The sequence below is a fragment of the Treponema sp. B152 genome, from assembly GCF_024181665.1.
Classification (GTDB): Bacteria; Spirochaetota; Spirochaetia; order Treponematales; family Treponemataceae; genus Treponema_B; species Treponema_B denticola.
On sequence record NZ_CP058668.1, the window covers coordinates 2,533,715 to 2,556,106 of the forward strand.

Below are 22,392 nucleotides of genomic sequence, written 5' to 3' on the forward strand. Positions count from 1 at the left end.
CCTATTTATGTATAAGTTTTAGCCCAAATAATGAGCTCATTAATTTGAAATGTTTATCTAAACTATAAAGATGTAAATTGGTTTGTATAGCATTTTGTGCTATAATCAAATCCGGAATGCCGACTTTGTTTATTCCGTTTTGCAGATTTAATGTTTGCATTTGAATCAAACCGTTCCAATCTATATTCATCTTTACCCTGTCCAAGTTCAATAACAGTTTTTTTAGCTTGTTTTCTTTTTTTTGTATTATAAATGGCAATAGTTCTGTTAAAATCAAATCATTTATCGCAAGAGTATTTGAATCTATAAGGTCATTTAAATTTTTAACCTGTTCGTTCCCTCTAAAATATTCAATCCAAACAGACGTATCTACTAAAACCATTAAGCTCTATTCCTTAAAGTATCAAGGTTTATTTCTAAGTTGCATTTACCAAAATAGTTTTTTAGGTCTTGAATTTGATATTTTTTTATTAAATTATCAATGGCAACTTCAATAAGCTCTGTTTTGGTTTTTATTTTTGTCAATGCAAAAGCTTGTTGAATCTTTGAATCATTTAATACAATAGTTGTTCTCATTTTATCCTCCATACATAATTCTATTATACTTTATGCATATAGTCAATAGTGATTATATGTCTTTGTCAAGAATATTACAGGAAAGCCGAAAATAGCATTATTTTTATACTTGAAATTTATACATAAATCTTATAGTATGTCTTCTATGAAATTCGAACCTATAAAAACGAGCAGGCTGGTTATTGTTGAATATGCTCCGGAATATTTAAATGAGGTGTTTGCATACCGTTCCCTTCCTGAAATTTATAAACCTTACACTGCAAAAATGGATAGCCCTCAAGCTCTTGCAGAATATTTTGAAGAACAGATTACCGAATTTGATAATCCCGAAGGCGGTTATTCGGTTTTTCTTATTCTTTTAAATTCAAAAGTAATAGGGGAAATTACCGTATCGTTTTGGGATCATAATAACGAAATTAATGAAATAGGTTTTGCCGTTCATCCTGATTATCAAAAACAGGGCTTTGCCTCTGAAGCATTAAAAGCCTTTATCGATTTTCTTTTTAAAAAAATGAAACGGAACCGTATTCAAGCAGGCTGCGATTATGACAATATAGCTTCCAGAAAATTACTCGAAAAGGCAGGGTTAAAAATGGAAGGACATTTCCGCAAGTCTAAATATGACGGCGGAAAATGGGTTGATACTTGTTATTATGCGGTTTTAAGGGATGATTTATAAAATATTTTTTGCATAAAAATTTCTATTTACAAAATAATAATTTTATCCGATAATTAATATATGCAAAAAAGAAAGTTTTTATGGATTCTTGTTGTCGGATTTCTTTCTGTTTTTCTTGAGGCTGAAGATTTAAGCCTTTCAAAAGAAGATTTGCTTGTTATACAAAACCCCAAGGGCGGCTACCATTTATATATAAGAGCCAAACCCGATATAAAAAGTGTTCTTTTAACGGAGACGACAAAGGATCCCGATTTAAAATTGGATAACTATGCCTACCGTGATCCCAATTATAATGAAATAAACGGAGATGAAAAAAGGCTTTTAAACGGTGAATTTTTGCTGCCCGAAAAAAAACTTTACAGCCTTATAGATTCTACTCCCGAAAAAAATACGCCTCTGGGGGAGGCCTATCATATTTGGATTCCCTATATAATTTTGTACGGGTATGATTGGTCGCGAAGCGGCGAAATCGAAGTAAAAGACGGAACCTTTTTTAATATAAGAACCTTTGCAAAACCTTACGGAGATTATACGGGAAATTTTCAGGATAATCCTTTTACCTTGAGGGTAACCCAAAAACCTGTTGAAAAAGACCCTCCCCCTGATCTTTCGTATAGTGATGAGGCCGTAAAAACTTTTACGGATTTAGCCGACACGACTGAAGGAGAAATGATTTATGCAAAGGGGCCTGAGGATATTCTTTCAACAATAAAAGAAATTTTAAAAAAGGGAGAAAAGGACCATCTTGATTTACTCTTTGCTTTAGATTCCACCGAGAGTATGAAGGATGATGTTGAAGAAGTGCGTAAAAATATCAGCTCAATGCTTGCCGAGACTTTGCCTCAATATAAAACTTATAGAATAGCCTTGGTTTTATACAAGGATTACCGTGAAGACTTTTTAGTGCGGGAAGCCTGCGTTTTTACCGATAATTTAAAAAAATTTGAAAAAGCCTTATACGGCTTTAAAGTTTTCGGAGGGCGGGATATTCCCGAAGCCGTATATGAGGGTATCTTCTTAGGGCTTCGTCAGTCATGGCGCGCCTTAGATGCCAATGTTGATAAAAAACTTATTCTTATAGGAGATGCTCCTCCCCATCCCAAGCCTCGAGGCAAGGTAACAAAAGAAGATGTAGATAAACTTGCTGCAGAAAAGGGAGTAAAGATTTACCCCATAATATTGCCGCATACTTTGTCGTATTAAGAGCTTTTAAGGCCGTCAATTTAGCCTCCTCCTACTTTTATTTTTTCATCTTATGTGATAAAATATCACCTCGCTAAAAAGTTTTCGATAAGAGGAGGTAAAAGATGAACCCCAAAGATGTTGCCGAATGGCGGGAAAACATTATAAAGTTGCCCGATCATCATTTTTTTGATTTAATACAGCTGTATTTGGGAAAAATTAAAACCCCCTTTAATAAGCAGCGTCTTGCGGAACAGCTCAGTGCTTTCTTGCGAAAACCGGCAATACAAGAAAAAATTGCAGAAAGTTTGGATTCTTACGATATATTGATTTTAAAAGCCGTAAGCGAAATCCCCAATCCAACACAGGCGATGCTGTCTATATTTTTTTCAAAAAAAATATCTTATTCCGAATTGTCCGAAAAACTTTTAAATGCGGAAGAGCGCCTTCTTTTGTACCGTGTTCAAAACAATGACGGGGATAAGATATACAGGATAAATCCTATTTTACAAAAAATTATAAACCCCTTTTTATCAACCAATCTTTTTTTTATGCCGGAAAAAACAGGACAGGTAAAATCGAAAGAAATAAATATAAACGATACGGCCCTTGCCGGAATTTATTCCTTTTGTATTCATAACGAAGTCGTTTTAAAAAATGACGGTTCTTTTAAAAAAAAATACGAAGATTTAATCAAAGAAGTTTTTCCGTGGCTTTCGGAAAAGACAAAACATATTGACTCTATTTTTTTAGCATGTGAATCTTTAGGGCTTGTTTTTAGAACCGAAAACGGATTTGCAGTTCAAAAAGCAAAATGGGGCGCTTTTTCGCAATTAAGCAAACTTGAGCGTTTGGTATATTTTACGGCTGCATCTTTATTTAAAATGAGGAAAGAAAATTTACAAAAACTTGTTATAATCCTTTTCGAATTTTTAAATAGTTTTTATCCCGATGCATATTATGAAGAAGAAGATGTAGAGCAATTCTTTCTTCTTTTGTATATGCAGAATTTTTCTTCGGCAGTACAAAATGAAATTGGAAACGAGAATATTTTACATACAAACTTTATCGACACCGCAGAGCTGTTCGGAATTTTATGCAGAGAGAAAAATTTGATTTATTTAAATCCCGAATTGTTTAAAAATGCGGAAGAACCTCAAAAGCCTCTTTTAATTGACCCCTCATTTGAAGTTACGGTTTTGCCCGACAGCAACTTAAAACATCTTCTTCCTGCAGCGGAGTGTATGGAGCCTGTTTTAATTCAAACGACAGGAAAATTCGAAATCACAAAAAAAGCTTGTTCCAAAATTTTTCAGTCGGAATTAACTTCCGAAAATATATATAAAATCTTATCTGATGCAACAGGGCATGAGATTCCGCAAAATATAAGAGTTTCAATAAACGAGTGGTATAAGAATTTTACTTCATTGGAATTATATAGCGGCTTTGTTGTTTCAGTAAACAAGGAAAAGGAAAAGTTTTTTGAACTTGATACGCCTTTAAAAAAACTTGTCCGTAAAAAAATAGCGGAGGGCGTTTATCTTTTAAATGTTCAAGATTTAAAAGATTTTGAACAAGCTGTTTATAAAAGCGGTTTGGAATTTATCTTTTATAAAAATAAACCTCCTCAATCCTCGTCCATAAGAAATTTTCAAAAGTTGAATTTATTTTCTCAAAAAGAAAAAAAAGATTATACAAGAAAGCTTGATTGGGTAAAGCAGCAAAAAGAAAGAGAAAATAAATACTCAAAAACTTTATCTCAATTAAGTGCAATACTAAAAGATTTGCACTTAACAAAGGAAGATGCTAAGGCCGTAAGCAGCCGCATAAACCGTAAAGCTATAATTACGGAGGAGCAGCTTAAAGACGGAGTTTTTAAATTTACAAAAAAAGAAGCTTCCGGCCTTGATTTTTTAGGGAAACAAAAAATAGCAGAACAGGCAATCTTAGGAAATCATTCTCTTGAGATAGAGCTGCACACTGAAAAAGGAAAGGAAAAGATAAGCGGGGTTCCTGAAGATATTTTAAAACAAGAAAAAGATGCTGTTCTTATACTTGCATGTGATAATCTTAAGGACAAGCTGAAAATTTCTATTGCCCATATTTCAAAAATAAAGCTGATTCAAAATTCTATTTTTTCGGAATAAGGGGAGAGACAGGATAAAAAGGGGGCAAAGCTATGGGTAAATACAAAAATCAAAACATAATCGAAGAACGTATAGAAATTGAGGGCATACCTTGCTTGCGTTTTTACCCTTCAGAAACAAGCGGCTTTGTTTGGCCTTTCCCTACCGTATTTTATTATCACGGCTGGTCTTCAGAAAAGAATAAGCAAAAGCTGATGGGCTATGTTTTTTCAACTTTGGGTTATCAGGTAATCTTACCCGATGCAGTCCATCACGGTGAAAGAAATAAATTTGAAGATTATGATAAGGCTTTAAACGAATTTTTTTTGCCTACAATTATGCAAAACCTTGCCGAGTTTCCCGTACTAAAAGATTATGCCGTCAAAAATTGTAATGCCGATAAAAACAGGATTGCCGTTTCCGGGCATTCTATGGGCGGCTTTACTACGGCAGGAATCTTTACCCATAATCCAAGCGTAAAAACTGCGGTCGTTTTTAACGGTGCCTGCGATTGGCAAAATGCAATCCTTCAAATTGAAAAAGAGTATGATGAAGCCCATATCGAATTTGATGAGGCAACAAAAAAAGCCGACCCCGCACAAAACATCGATAAACTCCTAAACCGTCCTCTTTTCCTCTTACATGGAATAAAGGACTCCCTTGTTTCTTATAAGATTCAAAAACAATTTTACGATTCAACCTTACCGCTTTATAAAAACAAGGAGCTTTTAAGGCTTATGAGCGTCGAAAGAATGAACCATTATATAAGCATTCAAATGCTGGATGAGGCCATTCTATGGCTGAACGAAAATCTATGAGGAGGCTGTTATGATAATACGAGAAGTTACTATAGATGATTATAAAGATATCCGGAATTTAAATAAAAATGCTCTGGGTTATGATTTTCCTTTGGAAAAAACAAAAACACAGTTGGAAAAAATTTTGACCGGCAAGGGAGCTAAAATTTTTGGAGCCTTTGTTGACGATAAATTAATCGGCTATGTACATATTGCCGATTATGAATGTTCTTTTAATGACAGTTTGAAAAATATCATGGGTATTGCCGTTGACCCCTCATATCGAAAGCAGGGAATCGGGCGTGCCCTTCTTACTAAGGCTGAAACTTGGGCAAGGGATACGGGAGCCGCAGGTATAAGACTTGTTTCGAGTGTAGGCCGCATCGAGGCCCATAAATTCTATGAGGCAATGGGATATACCAGCAAAAAAGAACAAAAAAATTTTAGAAAAATATTTTAGAGGGTTGAGCTATGAAAGAACTAAAAGAACTTTCGTTTTTAATGTACACCTCAAAAGAAGAAAACATATCGGTTAATGTTGTTGTAAAAGATGAAACTATTTGGCTTACCCAAAAAGCCATGGCTGAACTTTTTGGTGTGGGAATTCCGGCCATATCCAAACATTTAAAAAATATCTTTGATGAGGGAGAACTAGACCGTTTTTCAACTATTTCCATTTTGGAAATAGTTCAAAAAGAAGGGAATCGGAATATAAAACGAGATACTGAATTTTTCAATTTAGATGCAATCATCTCGGTCGGTTACCGCGTAAATTCCCAAAAGGCAACTAAATTCCGTATTTGGGCGACTGGAGTTTTAAAAGAATATATGATAAAAGGTTTTACCCTTGATGATGAAAGATTAAAACAGGGTAAAACACTTTTCGGTCAGGACTATTTTAGAGAATTATTGGAGCATGTCCGCTCAATCCGTGCAAGTGAAAGGCGTATATGGCAGCAGATAACCGATATTTTTGCTGAATGTTCCATAGATTATAATAAAGACGATCAAATTACAAAAGATTTTTATGCTATGGTGCAAAATAAATTCCATTATGCTATAAGCGGAAAAACTGCTGCTGAAATTGTATATGAAAGTGCAGACAGCAAAAAGGAAAATATGGGACTTATGACATGGAAGAATTCTCCTAAGGGGCGTATTTTAAAATCTGATGTCAGTATTGCAAAGAACTATCTTGATGAAAAATCCATAAAAAGACTTGAACGGGCTATTACCGGATATTTTGATTATATTGAAGACATAATCGAAAGGGAGAATACCTTTACCATGCAGGAATTTGCCCACAGTGTAAATGAATTTTTAGCTTTCCGCCGATATGATATTCTTCAAAATAAAGGAAAAATTTCACATGCTAAGGCAAAAGAAAAAGCCGAATCGGAATATGATATATTCAATAAAACACAAAAAATAGAATCGGACTTTGATCGGGAGTTAAAAAAGCTTACAAAGGAGATGAGCCATGAAAGATGAAGAAAAGCTGACAAAGATGCGGGCTCTCGAACTTTGGGATAAAAATTTAATTGACAATATTGAAGTTGGAACCTTTAAGGGCTTGCAAGAAATACATAGGTACCTGTTTCAAGATATTTTTGATTTTGCAGGAGAGATTAGAAAGGTAAATATTTCAAAGGGGAATTTCCGCTTTGCTCCGATTTTATTTTTGGCTGAAAACCTTAAAATAATCGATAAGATGAAGTCGGAATCCTTTGACGAAATTGTGGATAAATATGTAGAACTAAATGTTGCTCATCCTTTTAGGGAAGGCAATGGAAGAAGTATGAGGATATGGCTGGATGCTCTTTTAAAACACCATCTGGGACGCTGTGTTGATTGGTCAAAGATAGATAAGTTTTCTTATTTAAGTGCGATGGAGCGCTCTCCGATAAACAGTCTGGAACTTAAGGTTTTATTGGAATCTGCTCTGACTGATGATATTCAAAATAGGGAAATTTATATGAGGGGTATACAGGCATCTTATGAATATGAAGGCATGAGCAGTTATGATATAGGGGATATGTAAAATTATTTAGGAGTTGAAAAAAATGAAATTAACATCGAAACAAAAGGGTATTATGTTTTTAATTTTGTCGGCTCTTTGCTTTGCATCGATGAATTTATCGGCAAAGCTTGCCGGTAGTTTGCCTTCAATGCAAAAGGCTTTTTTTAGAAATCTAATAGCGGCTGCTGTATCCTTTGCCGTGCTTATAAATTCAAAGGAAAAATTTCATTTGAATAAAAAAAATCTGCCCTTCTTTTTTATGAGGGCAATTTTCGGAACTATGGGCATTGTCGGGAACTTTTATGCGATAGAGCACATGCTTCTTGCGGATGCTTCTATTCTTGCAAAACTGGCACCTTTTTTTGCCATTCTTTTTTCTTTTTTATTTTTAAAGGAAAAAATAAAACTATATCAAATCCTTGCGGTAATTACGGCTTTTTCGGCAAGCCTTCTTATAATAAAACCGACTTTTGCAGACACAGGCCATGTGATTGCAGCTCTTGTAGGGGCGTGCGGAGGAATGATGGCCGGTGCCGCCTATACTTGCGTCCGCTGCCTTTCTCTTAAGGGTGAAAAGGGGCCTCTCATAGTCTTTTTCTTTTCATTTTTTTCGATTTTAATGCTGTTTCCGCTTTTTATCATCTTTTATCATCCGATGAGCCTTTATCAAATCATTATGCTATTGATTGCGGGTTTTTTTGGAACAGGAGGTCAGTTTTGTGTAACCGCAGCTTATGCTTATGCTCCGGCCGGTTCAATCTCGGTCTATGATTATACCCAAATAGTTTTTTCTGCAATTTTCGGTTTTGCTTTTTTAGGAGAGCTTCCCGACCGATGGAGCCTTTTAGGTTTTGCCATAATTTTTGCAGTGGCTCTTTTTATGTTCTTACACCATGAAGATAAGACAGAAGTTCATGTAGATTTAAATTGATATAGAGGAGAATAATTTATGTATATATCTTTACAGGCAATGATTTTTTTATGTTTTTGTGTTTTTCTTGCAGGTTTTGTAGATTCGGCTGCCGGCGGCGGAGGCCTTATTTCTATTCCGGCCTATTTTTTTGTAGGGCTTCCGGCTCATACGGCTATAGGCTGCAATAAGTTTTCGGCAGCATGCGGGACAACTTTTTCGGCTTTTCGATTTTTTAAGAATGGAGCTCTTGAGTGGCGTATAGCCTTAGTTTCTGCCTTATTTTCTTTTATTTCTTCCTATCTGGGAATGAAAATTGCCTTGGGAATAGACCAAGTTTTTTTAAAAAAAGCTATGATTTTAATACTTCCGGCAATAGCTGTTATTCTTTTGCTAAAACGGAATTTCGGCAATGAAAACAAATCAAAGGAAATACCTCAAAAAAAGACCTTTGTTTTGGCGGCCTTGATAGGTGCTTGTGTAGGTTTTTATGACGGGCTTATAGGTCCGGGAACAGGTACGATTGCAATTATTGCTTATTCTGCATGGATGAAGTATGACCTAAAAACGGCATCGGGGAATGCTAAACTTTTAAACCTTGCTTCAAACTATGCTTCGTTGACAGCCGTTCTCATAAATAATAAGGTTATTTTTTCAATTGCAATTCCTGCTGCTGTTTGCGGTATTATCGGTAATTACTTAGGTGCCGGATTTGCTTTAAAGAAAGGAGCTGCATTTATCAGGCCTCTTATGATTGTTGTTATAATTTTATTGTTTGCAAAATTATTTTATGATGTATTCGGTAAGATGATATTAGGATTATTTTAAATTATCTAATTGCCATCAACTGATCGGCTTCTTCCTCGGTTATAACTTTTTCGCTTACAAGGTCGTAAAACTGCTCGCTATTTGTTTTTCCGAAGAACAGAATATCATCGGTTCCTATGCTTATAGGAACTCCTGCATCCATCATTTTACGTAACGGATGGGATTTTAGGTCTTTGGCTGCCCCCAGCATGATATTGCTTTGCGGACAAACATTGCAGCGTATCTTTCTGTCGGCTAAAAATTGCAACACCTTATCGTTTTGGGCGGCCCCTATGCCGTGCTGAACTTCGTCTAAATCAAACATTTCAACAAAATACTTGACTGATGCCGCATCTGAAAATTCTCCGACATGAGCCTTCTTTTTTAAGCCGTATTTTTCGGCCAATTTAAAGATATATACGCATTGTTCAATACCCTCGGAAACTTCAGGCCCGTAAAGGTCTATATTTTTAAAAACCTTTGATGATATCATGGGTTCTATCCATTGTTTTAAAAAACTTTGATCTATGGTCTTTGATATTCCCAGTTCAGGAATGATTTTGATTTTATTTTTATATTTTTTTACTATACCGCTTATCCCTTCCAGAAAAGCATCCAAATTCTCATTAAACTGCTTTATAAAGCCAATATCGACGGATCCTTCGATACAAACAACATTGTCTTTTATTGCGGTCATTATGGACATTTCTATTAGATCTATTACATGTTGTGCCGTAGTACATGCAGGGCGAGTATATTGTCCGATTATTTCATGCATTTCATCAAGACCGTTCATTTTGCGGGGAAAATTGGGAATTTCAAAGCCTGCCCATTTTTTATAGTCTGAATACTCCATACTTAAATTCAGATGATTATGAGTATCAGCCTTGGGCTGCTTTTTATAGTAATCAAAATCTCTCATTAATACTTCCTTGTAACCATATAGTATAAGTATATCACTCTTTTTTAAAAAAGTCATATCAAATATACAATAATCCTGCAATATTATCGGTAAATTTTATTAAAAAGTTTAATCCTTTAAGAATTCTATTATTTTTTTTGCGACAAGCTCCTTTTCAACATCATTTGTAACTATGTGACTGCTTTTTTCAAGGATTAGATAGTCGTTTTGATTTCTTAAAGTCTTATCTATGAGGTCTTTTACCTTAAAGGGCACTAATTTATCGGCTTTTGATAAGACTGTAAGGCTTTGCGATCTTATAAAAACCATATTTCTTAAGGCTAATCTTTGTAATTTATAAAGGTCAGCCGTTTTTGCTAAGTATTCTACACCGTTATAGTCCGATATGGCTCTGCCGTATTCGGGGTCATTTTCATAAGTTTTTTTGACGGTTGCTATTTTTTTGACAAAAAACTTTAAAAAAGGAGTAAGTTTTATTCGATTATCCGCTGCTATAAAAGCCGGAGCACATAAAAATATCTTTTCAGGGTTAAAACGGGCTGCAATCAGAGAGGTTAATACCCCTCCCATTGAAAGGCCCCCTACAAAAACTCGTTCATACATTGCACAGAGGTCAATATACTCATCACAAACCTTGCGGAGCCAATCTTTCCAATTAGTAGTCAAAAAATCATTCTTATTTGTGCCGTGTCCGGGAAGCCGAGGAATATATATATTGTAGCCGGCTTCATTTAGCTGATGCCCCAGCCAAATCATATCTCTGGGAGAACCCGTGTAACCATGAATCAGCAAAATAGCCGGAGCGGTTTTCAGACCTTTTAAAAAAAAGGGTTTTGTTGTATCTGAAAGTTTGATAGGATAATTGTCAAAAAACACGAAAAATCTCCTTTAAGTCTAAGTACATTCTAACATTATATACCTTTTTTTGCAAATAAACTAGGTATTATACCGTAAATTTTTAACCTTTTCAAATAAGGAGAATCGCTTATTTTATAACTTAAAGGTAATAGCCCTTGTGTATTTAAAGAATATGTAATATATTTAATATTATAAAGATATAAGGAGACTTTAAATGAAAAAAATTATTTCAGTATTATCAATCGCAGCGCTATTATTTGCAATTTCCGGCTGCGGAGGCAAATCGGAAAAGAACAACACTGTTCTTAAAGTAATAAAGGAAGCCGAAGGTATGACTCTTGATCAGCTTTTCGAAAAGGCCTATCAAGAATCAAACGGAAAGGTTCTAAAAGGTTTGGGTAACTCAAGCCGAGGTAAGACTGCAGGAGAGACCTTTGTTGAGGCAATGAAGGCAAAATATCCCGACTATACCGGAAAAATAGATTGGTCTCAGCCTAAGAACAATACTATTTTTGACCAGCTTACAAACGATAATAAGAACGTTAATCCCGAATTTTCTATGACTCTTATTCAGGATGGAGCTCAGATTAAGGCTAAGATGATTGATACGGGCATCTTACATAATTTTGTTCCTAAAGAGTGGAAGGAATCTGCGGGTACCGACATGAAAGAAAACGGAAATCCCTTGGCCTTGCAAACTTTGAGCAAAGTTTTTATGTACAATAATGTTGAAGCTTCAAACAAGTTTTTAAATGTCTGGGATTTTGTAAAAGAAGGTCAAAGTCCTTTGTTTATGGGATTGGAATCCGAACCTATCGGAAAAAACTTTTTGCTCATGCTTACTCATGAAAAGTATTCGAAGGTTGTAAAAGCCGCTTATGATGCTTTGCCTGAAGCAGATAAAGCTTATTTTAAGCCCATTGTAGACGGCTTGGAAAAAACAGCTAAAGAACTTGGTTTAAACGAAAACGGAAAATATGCCCTCGCATGGATCAAACTATTTGTTTCTCAGTTTAACTTAAAAACCGATGACGGCCCCATCAGCGTAGATTTGGTAAAAAAATCTTCTAAGGATCAAACTGGTTTATTGGTTTACTCCAAATTGCGCTCAATTAAAGAAACAGACGAATCTTCCGTAAACAATATTACCGTTGCTGCCTATCAGGACGGATATACCGGCTTTGGAGGTTATGCATATAAGCACTATTTGCAGGTTTTAAACAATGCTCCTCTTCCTTGGACGGCATGTGCCTTTATTGCTTACATGGTAACAACAAAAGAAGGCTTCCATCCTTGGGGAAAAGACATGGGAGGATACAGCTCCAATCCTGCTATCAATCAAGATCACAGCATGGACGGCTATGTTGATGAAGAAGTAAACGGCGAGACCAAAAAAATAAATAAATTCCCCGCTAAAAACGATAGGGGCTATGACTGGTGGACAGGCGAAGGAAAAGGCGGTTTAATTGTCGAAGAGCCCGTATACTGTGCAAGTGTAACATTTACCGTAGGTGAGTGGATCAGCTCCTTAAGAAACTAAAAGATTATTAAAAAATTAATCTGAATTTATAAAGCCTCTAAAAACTATGTCAGGTGTTTAGAGGCTTTATTATTAAATGTATGCTTCCGCCTATACATCCGCCTGTGCAGTAAAGAATAATATTGCGTAAAAGCTCGAGTTATAGTATAATCGTAAGGAAGTTAATTTATGGAGGAGACTTTGACTAAGACAATTCCGGTTTTTTTAAATCAAAGTAAGGATTTTTTTAGAAAACCTCAAAACCTGATATTGCTTATATTCGGTGTTGTGCTCTCTGTTACGACTATAGCTCCGGTAGTAACTATTCTTTTGGACACGGTTGCGGTTCATCCCGGGACCATAGATGCTATGCATGGGCCGAACGGTTTTACCGTCTTTAATTGGAAAGATATTTTTACCGGCTCCCTTTCGTCGAGAAATTTTTGGAGTCCGCTTACAAACACGCTGTTGCTTTCGATATTCAGCTGTATAGGAGCTATCTTAATAGGCGGAGTTTTTGCATATTTGATTACACGCACAAATATAAAATGCAAAAAATATCTGAATGTTGTTTTTATTTTTCCGTATATAATGCCTCAGTGGACATTGGCTCTTACTTGGATAAACTTATTTAAGAGTACTGCCGTCACGGGAGGCTCTAACGGAATACTTGCAGACCTTTTCGGAGTTACAATGCCTGCATGGTGGGCTGAGGGCCTATTCCCCGCAATTGTTGTACTGTCCTTGCACTATGCAGCCTTTGCCTATATTTTAATCGGCGGCATATTTAAAAATATGGATTCCAATTTGGAAGAAGCTGCCTTGATTTTAAATACCTCAAAATCAAAAATTTTCCGCAAAGTAACCCTTCCATTATTAAGACCTGCCATCCTATCTACCATCTTGCTCGTTTTCGGCAGTGCTATGGGAAGCTATCCTGTTCCACACTATTTAAAACTTACAACCCTTTCCACCAAATATATAGACTTAAAGGTTGTAAGGACGGGGCAGGCAAGTATTATCGGCGTAGTGATGATGCTCTTCGGAATTTTAATTCTGATTACAAACAGGCTCAGCATGAAATCCCGAAAAAACTATACCACAATTACCGGAAAGAGCGGACAGGTCAGCAAGGTAAATGTGGGAAAAATCGGGCAATATTTAATTCCTGCTATTTTAATTATCTTTACCTTATTTACCGGAATATACCCCGTTATTTCCTTTGCCTTTGAAACCTTTTTGCCCAACCCCGGAGACTACAGCTTTTTTCGGACAGGTAATTTTGCAAACCTAACCTTAAAATGGTGGACTCATCACTCGACCGAAGATGTCGGTATGTACGGACAATTCGGTATTTTATATAACCGCGCCTTTTGGATGAGTTTTAAAGGAACAATGATTGTTGCCTTTTTCTGCGCCTTCCTTGCAGGAACGATAGGGCTTTTGATAGGCTATTCGGTAAGCAAGCACAGAAGAAACAAGTTTGCAAATTATGTAAACGATATAGCTTTTTTGCCCTACCTTTTGCCTTCGCTTGCAGTAGGCATAGCCTTCTTTATATTTGGGTCTATGCTGGGAATCTATGATACCTTTTTGCTTTTAATAATAGTCGGAACAATTAAGTATATTCCTTTTTCATCGAGGAGCTCTCTTAACTCGATGCTTCAAATCAGCAATGAAATAGAAGAGTCGGCTTTGATACAGGACACGCCTTGGCATAAGCGTATGACAAGGATAATAATTCCCATTCAAAAGACGGCAATTTTAAGCGGCTATCTTTTGCCATTTATAACATGCGTTCGGGAATTAACCTTATTTATGCTTTTGTGCAGTCAGTCCAAGATAAGCACAACCATGCTTGACTATTACGATGAAATGGGCTTATACGCCTTTTCAAGTGCAATCAACTTAATTTTAATTATATTTATTTTGGCCGTAAATTTCGGATTAAACAAGCTTACAAAGGCCGGAATCGATACGGGTGTAGGAGGTCAATAATGCCTGAGATAATTTTACAAAACCTTACAAAAAGATGGGGAAAATTTTACGGAACGGATAATTTAAATTTAACCATAGAAAATAATTCGTTTATTACCCTGCTGGGGCCTTCAGGCTGCGGCAAAACAACAACTCTTAGAATGATTGCCGGTCTTGAAACTCCGACAAGCGGAAAGATAATCATCGACGGGGAAACGGTTTTTGACAGCGAGCAAGGTATAAACATTCCTGCAAACAAAAGAAAGGTCGGTTTTTTGTTTCAAAACTATGCCCTTTGGCCGAATATGACCGTTTATGAGAACATAAGTTTCGGCTTAAAAAACATCAAAGAAATCATGCCTCTCTGCGATTTTGAAATTAAAAGAATAGATGACTTAAAAAAGATTTTAAATGAATGTGAAAAAACTGTGGAAATTATCAGTGATTCTCAGACTAAAGATAAGAAAAAAGGTAATAAACTTGACGAAAAAACTGCCTTGATAAAGTTAATAGACAACTTTATTATTTCGGAATATACGGCAAAAACGATTTTGTCTTACGGGCTTGAAAAAGCTGAAAATCGTGAAGAAAAAGTAAGATCAATAATTTCCGGTTTGGATGAAAAGAGGGCATCTCTTTTAGAGAAGCACAAGAAAACCGGATTCTCGGTAAATAATAACTACGAACTTGTAGATGAAAAAGGCGAAGTTATAAAAAAAATACGCAAGCTTGAAAACGAAGAAATAGACTTAATAGTTCGCCGTGTTTCCCGCATCGTAAAAATCGGAATGTTTATGGATCGGTATCCCAATGAGCTTTCAGGAGGACAGCAGCAAAGGGTTGCCATTGCCCGAACCCTGGCTCCCGGGCCCAAGGTGCTTTTTATGGATGAGCCCCTTTCAAACCTTGATGCAAAACTCCGGCTTGAAATGCGGAGCGAATTGCAGCGCCTTCATTTGGATACAAAATCGACCTTTATCTATGTTACCCATGATCAGCTGGAGGCTATGACTCTGGCGACAAAGATATGCTTGATGGATAACGGTCTTTTACAGCAATATGATGCACCATTGGATATCTATGAAAAACCGGTAAATTTATTTACCGCAGACTTTATAGGAAATCCTTCGATAAATTTTATAGAAGCTGCGGGTGAAACTTCTGCAGACGGAGATTTTAATTTAAGCTGTTTAGAAGGCTTGCAATTTAAGTTTAAGCCGGCTCAAAAAATCGATTATAAAGAATGGCTTTTGAAAACGGAGGCCGAAATTAAAAAACAAAGAGAAGAAGAAGCCGAACGCACAAAAAATGCAGAAAAGGAAAATAAGATTTTGCCTTTTAAGTATCACATTGCAAAGGCCGATGAAGCGGAGTTTGATTTAAATTCTCCCATACCGACTGAAAAAGATTTTATCATCGGAGTCCGCCCTGAGTTTATTAAAATACACGAAAACGGAAAACTGACAGGTTCTATATACAGCTCGATGCCCACAGGTATGGAAACTACCGTCAAAATTAAGGTGGGGAACCTTCTTTTAACGGGTGTCGTGTTTTTAAATATAACCTACAAAATAGGCGAAAAAATAAAATTCGACATTGAAGGCGATAGAATTATGCTCTTTTCAAGCCTTAATCAAAGATTGATTTCCTTGGGATGCTTGGAAAAATAAGATATACATCATGTCGTGGATTGAGACCCATCAATCTAAAAAAGGAGTACCATAAATGAAAAAACGTTTTTCAATCCGCTACAAACTGATTATTGTCTTCGGAGTATTGATAGCCATCGCTTCTTCGATGGAAGGTTTTCTTGCAACTCGTACTGCCCGCAATGCGTTAGCCGAAAAAGTCGATACGCATTTACTCGACAAGGCGGCCGATATTGCAGAAATTATTGATGGGCGCGTTACTGCTCTTTTTCAGTTTCTCGAGGGCATTGCCCGTATGCCTGAGTTGTCTGGTTCTTCTTATTCTTATAGCCAAATAGTATCCTTTTTACAAAAAGAGTCTCGTTTTAACGACCGTATAAAAGAATTAGATATAACGGATACAAATGGAACCTTTTATTATGCGGGAGGTTCAGTTCAGGTAAGCGACCGCGAATGGTTTAAAGCGGCTCTTGCAGGAAAAAAATTTGTTACTGAACCGTATATAGAAAGGGCAACCGGAACACTCGTAACAACATTTGCCGTCCCTATTCTCGATTCTACCAATACCATAGTCGGAGTTTTGTCCGCCGACGTTAAAGGCTTACTGTTATCGGAATATATATCTGACATAGTTGTCGGGAAAACCGGTATTTGCTACATTTTAGGGCTTACGGGAACTACCATTGCCGATAGAGATGAAGAATTGGTAACCGGCCATATGAATTTCAGTGAAGAGGCAAAAAAGAATGCAGCTTATGCTTCCCTTGCAGAATTTGAAAGAATGGCGGTAAAAGCCGACGAGTCTTCCATCGGTTTTTATGAATACAAGGGCGTAAGTAAAATCGCTTCACATGCTAAGATGAAAACTACCGGCTGGACTATTGTTATAAATGCCCCCGTAAACGAATTTATGGGATCGGTAAATACCCTGGGTACTTCAATGATCGGTACAGGTGTGATAACCTTTTTGATTGCACAATTAATTGTCTTTTTTATAGCCGGCACCATAGTAAAACCGATAAAAACTGCCGTTTCTGCATTGAAAAATATTGCACAAGGAGAGGGAGATTTAACTGTGCATCTTCCGATACGCGGTAACGATGAAATTACCGATTTGTCGGGATATTTTAATCAAACTATTTCAAAGATAAGTTCATCGGTTAAACAAGTAAGTCTAAACACCGGGAATATGGAAGATATCGGCAACGAGCTTGCGTCGAATATGACCGAAACCGCCAGTGCCATACATCAAATAAGTGCCAACATTGACGGCGTAAAGCAGCAAGCTCTTACCCAAGCGGCAAGCGTTAGCGAAACCGCAGCTACCATCGAAGAAATTATCCGCACAATAAAACAGCTGAACGGAAGTATTGAAAATCAGGCAGCGAATGTCGCAGAATCTTCTTCAGCTATCGAGCAGATGGTAGGAAACATAGCTTCTATTACACAGACGCTCGGCAAAACCGATGATGTTATAAAAACGCTTGCGTCCGCTACCGCTGACGGTAAAGACACTATTACCGGAGCAAACAGCGTTACGCAGAAAATAACGGAAGAATCGGGTGGTTTATTGGAGGCCTCTAGTGTCATTCAGCACATAGCCTCACAGACTAATCTTTTGGCGATGAACGCTGCCATCGAAGCTGCTCATGCAGGAGAAGCAGGCAAAGGTTTTGCCGTTGTAGCCGATGAAATCCGAAAGCTCGCAGAAGAATCCAGCAGCCAAGGAAAGGCAATCACTTCTACCCTCAAACTTCTGTCGGGAGAAATTGAAGCTCTTTCATCCTCTTCAAAAACGGCAGAAGAAAAGTTCAACGCTATTTTTACCCTTTCGGAACAAGTCAAAACGATGAGCCAAAACCTAATGGACGCTATGCGTGAACAGGAAAACGGCAGCAAGGAAGTCTTGTCGGCTATTCGCGATATAAACATGGTAACCAGTCAGGTAAATGACGGTTCCGCAGAAATGCTGCGAGGCGGTGAGAATGTAGCTAAAGAAATGCAAAAACTTGACGCTCTGACCCGCATAATTACCGACAGTATGAACGAGATGGCTGCCGGTGCGTTGCAGATTAGCAATGCCATACAGGAAGTAAACGATATAAGCCAAAAAAATAAGGCCAGTATACAAAATCTTGTGGAAGAAGTTGGGAAATTTAAAGTGTAAGCCGGTGTTGTTTTTATTGAATTTTTGGATGATGTTTTTCTATCTTCTCAAGGAAGCGCTTGAAAGTTCAGAAAAACTAAAAAAAATTCTTTTAAAGCTTGCAGTATGCGGGAAGGCATGGTATACTTTATAACAATGATAGAGAAGTACTTCAATAGCAATTACAAGTCTTCTCGCAAAAAAAGTGCAAAAAGTTTTTCAAAAATACTTGGCATAAAACGTGCATGCCGGATAAAATTCGAAGCCTAGCAGCCGAGGGATGCCTCTGACCAAATATTTTTAAATAGCTACAGCTCTTTGATAAGGTATACATCGTGTCTTGGATTGAGACCTGTCAATCTAAAAGAGGAGGACCATAGATGAAAAAACGTTTTTCAATCCGCTACAAGCTAATCATAGTTTTTGGTCTATTGATAGCCATAGCTTCTTCGATAGAAGGCTTCCTTGCGACCCGTATCGCCCGTAAAGCCGTTACCGAAAAGGTGGAAGATCACTTAATCGACAAGGCGACTGATGTTGCCGAAATTATTGACGGGCGCATTACCGCCTTATGGCAATTTCTTGAAGGTATTGCACGTATGCCATTCTTACGCGATATGCAAATGCCGTATATTGAAAAAATGAAAAAACTCGCTGAAGAAGCGCAATTCAACAAAACAATACGCGCCTTATACATAACGGACGAAAAAGGCATTATTCAGTTTTTGGATGGCTCTACACCATCCTGTGCGCAAGAGCAATGGTTTATTGACGGAATGCAGGGCAAACGATTTTGCGGTGAGCCGTACATTGATGCTCGTACAGGTAATTCTTTTGTTGCCGATATTGCTGTACCTGTGTATGATGATAACAAAAAAGTTATCGGAGTACTCATTGCCGATATGGATGCCTTTTGGTATTCCGATCAAATAGATGACATAGTTGTCGGCAAAACAGGTAATTGCTATATAATGGGAGATACAACAAACATTGTTGCAGATAAAGATATCGAGCTGGTTAGAAATCAAGTGAGCATTATCGAGATGGCAAAAACGGACAAAGAGCTTGCTTCGTGTGCCGATTTTTTGGAGTATGTTTGGGATACAGATGAAAGCGAGGTCGGCTATTACACATACAAAGGAGAATCTTACATAGCTTCTTTTGCCACAATGAAAACCACTGGTTGGTCTGTTATTATCCGCGCACCGGTAAATGAGTTTATGGGAGCAGTTAATACTTTGCGTAGGTCGGTGTTCGGTATCGGAACAGTGGTTATATCTATTGCACTGGTCATCGTTTTCTTTGTAGCCCTTGCATTGATTAAACCCATAACGGCTATCGTTTCCGCACTTAAAGACATCGCAGAGGGTGAAGGCGATTTAACGGTACGCCTTCCTGTACACGGCAATGACGAGATAACCGACCTCTCAGAATACTTTAATCAGACTATTTCGAAGATAGGCTCATCGATTAAGCAAGTAGGCCTTAACAGCGTCGATATGGAAAATATCGGCAACGAGCTTGCAAGCAATATGACCGAAACCGCCAGCGCCGTACACGAGATAAGCGCCAACATCAACGGTGTAAAGCAACAGGCTCTTACCCAAGCGGCAAGTGTTACCGAAACGGCTGCAACCATTGAAGAAATTGTTCGTACGATTAAACAGCTAAATGGAAGTATCGAAAATCAGGCTGCCAGCGTCGCCGAATCCTCCGCTTCAATCGAACAGATGGTTGCGAATATTGCATCCATCACACAGACGCTGGGTAAAACCGATGACGTTATAAAAACTCTTGCTTCCGCCACAGCCGACGGTAAAGAAACAATTTCAGGAGCAAACAGCGTTACTCAGAAAATAGCAGAAGAATCGGGCAGTTTATTGGAAGCCTCAAGTGTTATCCAGCACATTGCAAGCCAAACTAACCTTTTGGCAATGAATGCTGCAATAGAAGCCGCTCATGCAGGAGAAGCAGGCAAGGGGTTTGCCGTTGTAGCCGATGAAATCCGAAAGCTTGCAGAAGAGTCTTCCGCACAGGGCAAAACAATAACTGCAACGCTTAAAGCGCTTTCGGGTGAAATAGAAGCTCTTTCCACCTCGTCAAAAACCGTAGAGGAAAAATTTAACGCTATTTTCAATTTGGCCGAGCAAGTTAAATCGATGAGTGATACTCTTACCGAAGCTATGCATGAGCAAGAGAAAGGAAGTAAGGAAGTTTTGTCTGCCATTAAGGGTATCAACACGGTAACGGTTGAAGTGCAGGCAGGCTCTGAAGAAATGCTGAAAGGAGGGGAGAGTGTTGCCGAGGAGATGCAAAAACTGGATGGACTGACCCGCGTTATAACTGACAGCATGAACGAGATGGCCTCCGGTGCGGTACAGATTAGCAATGCCGTACAGGAAGTAAATGATATAAGCCAAAAAAATAAGGCCAGCATCCAAAACCTTACGGAAGAAGTTTCTAAATTCAAAGTGTAATTATTTATAATAGACAAAGCTTTATTTTTTTGGTAAAATACGCCGGATATAAACCAATAAAAGGAGAATTGTATGAACTATTTGGTTTTAATAGGCGTTGCAATTATTATTGCCGGTTTTATTTTAAAACTCGATGTAGTTGCAGTTGTTTTGATTTCAGGTCTTGTAACAGGCTTGATTGCAAAGATGGGATTCGTTGAAGTCCTTAATGCAATAGGTACAGGTTTTGTCAACAACCGCTACATGAGCTTGTTTTTTATTTCTTTTCCTGTAATCGCTATTATGGAGCGTTACGGATTAAAGGAAAGAGCTGCAGACTTTATTAAAAAGATAAAGGGAGCAAGTGCCGGTATGGTTATTTGGCTCTACATTCTTATACGAACAATTGCTTCTGCATTTTCTATTAGATTGGGCGGTCATGTTCAGTTTATAAGACCCTTAATCCTCCCCATGGCTGAAGGAGCTGCTCAAAAACATGTAAAGCTTACCGAAGATGACATCGAAAAAATTAAGGGGCTCGCAGGAGCTTCCGAAAACTACGGAAACTTTTTCGGTCAAAATATTTTTCCTGTTGCATCTGGTGTTCTTTTAATTACAGGAACTCTTAAGGAACAAGGCCTTGATATTACAAATACTGATGTAGCTAAGTACTCAATTTTAGCCGGTGTTGCAATGGTTCTTATAGCCTTGGTGCAGTGCTGGCTATTTGAAAAGTCACTTAGAAAAGGAGAAAAGGCAGATGTTTAGTTTTATTCATAATAATACAATGATTATAGATGAAATTGTTTACGGCCTTTGCGGTCTAGTTTCTATTATCACAGCCGTAATCTCCTTAAAAGATAAAAAGAATCCAATCGGAACATTTTTGTTCTGGGGCATCTTAGGTCTCTTGTTTATGTTCGGTAAAGTTATCGTTCTTAACGTACCTTACGGAGGTGCCATTATCGGAGGCTTACTCATTGTTTTGGGCGGTTTTACTCTTACAAAACAAGTAAAAGTTGCAGATATTAAGTCGGCAACAAAAGAAGAGATTACCGAAAATTCAAAAAAGGTAGGCAACAAGATTTTTATTCCAGCCGTTTTGATAGGTGTTGTTGCGATGTTATTGGCTCAAATGAAGAGCTTTAAAATTTCGCTTGGAACAAATGCTGCCGGAAAAGAAATAATCTTCGGTTTTTCTACTGCACAAGTTGTAGGCCTTGCTTCGATAGTTGCCCTCATTTTTGCAATACTTTTAACCAAACCTAAGATGAAGGATACTATCAACGATACTTCAAAGATGCTGATGCAGGTAGGCTCTTCAAGTTTACTTCCTCAGCTCCTCGGCGTTTTGGGTGCAATCTTTGCAACTGCCGGAATAGGCAAGATAATCGGCCATTTTGCAAGCGGTATTGTTCCTCAGGGTGTTCCCGTATTGGGCGTTATCGCTTATTGTCTTGGAATGGTAATCTTTACGATGATTATGGGAAATGCTTTTGCCGCTTTTACCGTTATTACAATCGGTGTAGGCGTTCCCTTTGTAATTGCTCAAGGCGGAAATCCTGCTGTTGTAGGAGCCTTAGGTATGACTTGCGGATACTGCGGTACTCTTTTAACACCTATGGCTGCAAACTTTAACATTGTTCCTGCCGCAATTTTGGAAACTAAAAATAAATATACATTGATTAAGGCTCAAGCCCTTATGTCCTTTGCTTTGATTATTGTTCATATTATTTTGATGTTGATATTTGCGTTTTAAAATTAGTGA

Annotated in this window: 20 protein-coding genes; 16 read left to right on the forward strand and 4 right to left on the reverse strand. The window is 37.5% G+C overall.

Going from position 1 to position 22,392, the window contains the following annotated elements; all coding sequences use genetic code 11:
• Position 1: 1 nt before the first annotated feature.
• Positions 2–382 (reverse strand): PIN domain-containing protein, encoded by a 381-nt coding sequence (locus tag HYB91_RS12000; protein ID WP_002676471.1) that lies wholly within the window; start codon positions 380–382, stop codon positions 2–4.
• Positions 382–576 carry a type II toxin-antitoxin system VapB family antitoxin gene (locus HYB91_RS12005; protein ID WP_002676470.1) on the reverse strand — a complete coding sequence of 65 codons (195 nt, stop codon included), beginning with the start codon at positions 574–576 and terminating at the stop codon, positions 382–384. The genes HYB91_RS12000 and HYB91_RS12005 overlap by 1 nt, the downstream gene beginning before the upstream one ends.
• A 145-nt stretch (positions 577–721) precedes the next feature.
• Here HYB91_RS12005 and HYB91_RS12010 point away from each other — a divergent pair, with 145 nt between their 5' ends.
• From HYB91_RS12010 to HYB91_RS12050, 9 genes are all read left to right on the forward strand, one after another.
• Positions 722–1,255: a GNAT family N-acetyltransferase gene (locus tag HYB91_RS12010; RefSeq protein WP_002676469.1), complete on the forward strand. Its 534-nt coding sequence runs from the start codon at positions 722–724 to the stop codon at positions 1,253–1,255.
• 60 nt (positions 1,256–1,315) lie between these two features.
• Positions 1,316–2,458, forward strand: a complete 1,143-nt coding sequence (locus tag HYB91_RS12015) for a vWA domain-containing protein (protein ID WP_002676468.1) — start codon at positions 1,316–1,318, stop codon at positions 2,456–2,458.
• A gap of 104 nt (positions 2,459–2,562) precedes the next feature.
• On the forward strand, positions 2,563–4,584 hold the full coding sequence (locus HYB91_RS12020) for a hypothetical protein (protein WP_002676464.1): 2,022 nt from the start codon (positions 2,563–2,565) through the stop codon (positions 4,582–4,584).
• A gap of 32 nt (positions 4,585–4,616) precedes the next feature.
• The gene (locus HYB91_RS12025) at positions 4,617–5,381 is read left to right on the forward strand and encodes a prolyl oligopeptidase family serine peptidase (RefSeq protein WP_002676463.1); all 765 of its coding nucleotides are present in this window, start codon (positions 4,617–4,619) and stop codon (positions 5,379–5,381) included.
• Positions 5,382–5,391: 10 nt separating this feature from the next.
• Positions 5,392–5,820 carry a GNAT family N-acetyltransferase gene (locus tag HYB91_RS12030; protein ID WP_002676461.1) on the forward strand — a complete coding sequence of 143 codons (429 nt, stop codon included), beginning with the start codon at positions 5,392–5,394 and terminating at the stop codon, positions 5,818–5,820.
• Positions 5,821–5,831: 11 nt separating this feature from the next.
• A complete protein-coding gene (locus HYB91_RS12035; RefSeq protein WP_002676459.1) occupies positions 5,832–6,851 on the forward strand; it encodes a virulence RhuM family protein in 1,020 nt (339 codons plus the stop codon).
• Positions 6,841–7,401: a protein adenylyltransferase Fic gene (gene fic, locus HYB91_RS12040; protein ID WP_002676458.1), complete on the forward strand. Its 561-nt coding sequence runs from the start codon at positions 6,841–6,843 to the stop codon at positions 7,399–7,401. The genes HYB91_RS12035 and fic overlap by 11 nt, the downstream gene beginning before the upstream one ends.
• Before the next feature lie 22 nt (positions 7,402–7,423).
• Positions 7,424–8,311, forward strand: coding sequence for a DMT family transporter (locus HYB91_RS12045; protein ID WP_002676456.1), 888 nt, complete (start codon positions 7,424–7,426; stop codon positions 8,309–8,311).
• An 18-nt stretch (positions 8,312–8,329) separates the two neighbouring features.
• Positions 8,330–9,118, forward strand: a complete 789-nt coding sequence (locus HYB91_RS12050) for a sulfite exporter TauE/SafE family protein (RefSeq protein ID WP_002673114.1) — start codon at positions 8,330–8,332, stop codon at positions 9,116–9,118.
• A 1-nt stretch (position 9,119) separates the two neighbouring features.
• On the opposite strand, the gene HYB91_RS12055 is transcribed toward HYB91_RS12050, so the two are convergent.
• Positions 9,120–10,019 (reverse strand): adenosine deaminase, encoded by a 900-nt coding sequence (locus tag HYB91_RS12055; protein WP_002673116.1) that lies wholly within the window; start codon positions 10,017–10,019, stop codon positions 9,120–9,122.
• A 108-nt stretch (positions 10,020–10,127) separates the two neighbouring features.
• Complete coding sequence (locus HYB91_RS12060) at positions 10,128–10,895, reverse strand: alpha/beta hydrolase (RefSeq protein WP_002673118.1); 768 nt, start codon at positions 10,893–10,895, stop codon at positions 10,128–10,130.
• Between the two features lie 196 nt (positions 10,896–11,091).
• On the opposite strand from HYB91_RS12060, the gene HYB91_RS12065 reads away from it, so the two are divergent.
• The 7 genes from HYB91_RS12065 to HYB91_RS12095 all read left to right on the forward strand — a co-directional run bounded on the left by HYB91_RS12065 (position 11,092) and on the right by HYB91_RS12095 (position 22,383).
• Positions 11,092–12,417: an outer membrane protein assembly factor BamD gene (locus HYB91_RS12065; protein ID WP_002676454.1), complete on the forward strand. Its 1,326-nt coding sequence runs from the start codon at positions 11,092–11,094 to the stop codon at positions 12,415–12,417.
• Between the two features lie 168 nt (positions 12,418–12,585).
• Complete coding sequence (locus HYB91_RS12070) at positions 12,586–14,394, forward strand: ABC transporter permease (RefSeq protein WP_002676452.1); 1,809 nt, start codon at positions 12,586–12,588, stop codon at positions 14,392–14,394.
• On the forward strand, positions 14,394–16,043 hold the full coding sequence (locus tag HYB91_RS12075) for an ABC transporter ATP-binding protein (RefSeq protein WP_002676451.1): 1,650 nt from the start codon (positions 14,394–14,396) through the stop codon (positions 16,041–16,043). Before HYB91_RS12070 ends, HYB91_RS12075 begins: the two co-directional genes overlap by 1 nt.
• A 55-nt stretch (positions 16,044–16,098) precedes the next feature.
• A complete protein-coding gene (locus HYB91_RS12080) occupies positions 16,099–18,189 on the forward strand; it encodes a methyl-accepting chemotaxis protein (RefSeq protein WP_002676449.1) in 2,091 nt (696 codons plus the stop codon).
• Positions 18,190–18,548: 359 nt separating this feature from the next.
• The gene (locus tag HYB91_RS12085; RefSeq protein ID WP_002676448.1) at positions 18,549–20,645 is read left to right on the forward strand and encodes a methyl-accepting chemotaxis protein; all 2,097 of its coding nucleotides are present in this window, start codon (positions 18,549–18,551) and stop codon (positions 20,643–20,645) included.
• A gap of 72 nt (positions 20,646–20,717) precedes the next feature.
• A complete protein-coding gene (locus HYB91_RS12090) occupies positions 20,718–21,392 on the forward strand; it encodes a DUF969 domain-containing protein (protein ID WP_002676447.1) in 675 nt (224 codons plus the stop codon).
• Positions 21,385–22,383, forward strand: coding sequence for a DUF979 domain-containing protein (locus tag HYB91_RS12095; RefSeq protein ID WP_002676446.1), 999 nt, complete (start codon positions 21,385–21,387; stop codon positions 22,381–22,383). The genes HYB91_RS12090 and HYB91_RS12095 overlap by 8 nt, the downstream gene beginning before the upstream one ends.
• Positions 22,384–22,392: the final 9 nt, after the last annotated feature.

Bases quoted from the DNA above. Each gene is read 5' to 3' on its own strand.
- HYB91_RS12000 (WP_002676471.1), bottom strand. From the start codon at position 382: ATGGTTTTAGTAGATACGTCTGTTTGGATTGAATATTTTAGAGGGAAC.
- HYB91_RS12005 (WP_002676470.1), bottom strand. From the start codon at position 576: ATGAGAACAACTATTGTATTAAATGATTCAAAGATTCAACAAGCTTTT.
- HYB91_RS12010 (WP_002676469.1), top strand. From the start codon at position 722: ATGAAATTCGAACCTATAAAAACGAGCAGGCTGGTTATTGTTGAATAT.
- HYB91_RS12015 (WP_002676468.1), top strand. From the start codon at position 1,316: ATGCAAAAAAGAAAGTTTTTATGGATTCTTGTTGTCGGATTTCTTTCT.
- HYB91_RS12020 (WP_002676464.1), top strand. From the start codon at position 2,563: ATGAACCCCAAAGATGTTGCCGAATGGCGGGAAAACATTATAAAGTTG.
- HYB91_RS12025 (WP_002676463.1), top strand. From the start codon at position 4,617: ATGGGTAAATACAAAAATCAAAACATAATCGAAGAACGTATAGAAATT.
- HYB91_RS12030 (WP_002676461.1), top strand. From the start codon at position 5,392: ATGATAATACGAGAAGTTACTATAGATGATTATAAAGATATCCGGAAT.
- HYB91_RS12035 (WP_002676459.1), top strand. From the start codon at position 5,832: ATGAAAGAACTAAAAGAACTTTCGTTTTTAATGTACACCTCAAAAGAA.
- fic (WP_002676458.1), top strand. From the start codon at position 6,841: ATGAAAGATGAAGAAAAGCTGACAAAGATGCGGGCTCTCGAACTTTGG.
- HYB91_RS12045 (WP_002676456.1), top strand. From the start codon at position 7,424: ATGAAATTAACATCGAAACAAAAGGGTATTATGTTTTTAATTTTGTCG.
- HYB91_RS12050 (WP_002673114.1), top strand. From the start codon at position 8,330: ATGTATATATCTTTACAGGCAATGATTTTTTTATGTTTTTGTGTTTTT.
- HYB91_RS12055 (WP_002673116.1), bottom strand. From the start codon at position 10,019: ATGAGAGATTTTGATTACTATAAAAAGCAGCCCAAGGCTGATACTCAT.
- HYB91_RS12065 (WP_002676454.1), top strand. From the start codon at position 11,092: ATGAAAAAAATTATTTCAGTATTATCAATCGCAGCGCTATTATTTGCA.
- HYB91_RS12070 (WP_002676452.1), top strand. From the start codon at position 12,586: ATGGAGGAGACTTTGACTAAGACAATTCCGGTTTTTTTAAATCAAAGT.
- HYB91_RS12075 (WP_002676451.1), top strand. From the start codon at position 14,394: ATGCCTGAGATAATTTTACAAAACCTTACAAAAAGATGGGGAAAATTT.
- HYB91_RS12080 (WP_002676449.1), top strand. From the start codon at position 16,099: ATGAAAAAACGTTTTTCAATCCGCTACAAACTGATTATTGTCTTCGGA.
- HYB91_RS12085 (WP_002676448.1), top strand. From the start codon at position 18,549: ATGAAAAAACGTTTTTCAATCCGCTACAAGCTAATCATAGTTTTTGGT.
- HYB91_RS12090 (WP_002676447.1), top strand. From the start codon at position 20,718: ATGAACTATTTGGTTTTAATAGGCGTTGCAATTATTATTGCCGGTTTT.
- HYB91_RS12095 (WP_002676446.1), top strand. From the start codon at position 21,385: ATGTTTAGTTTTATTCATAATAATACAATGATTATAGATGAAATTGTT.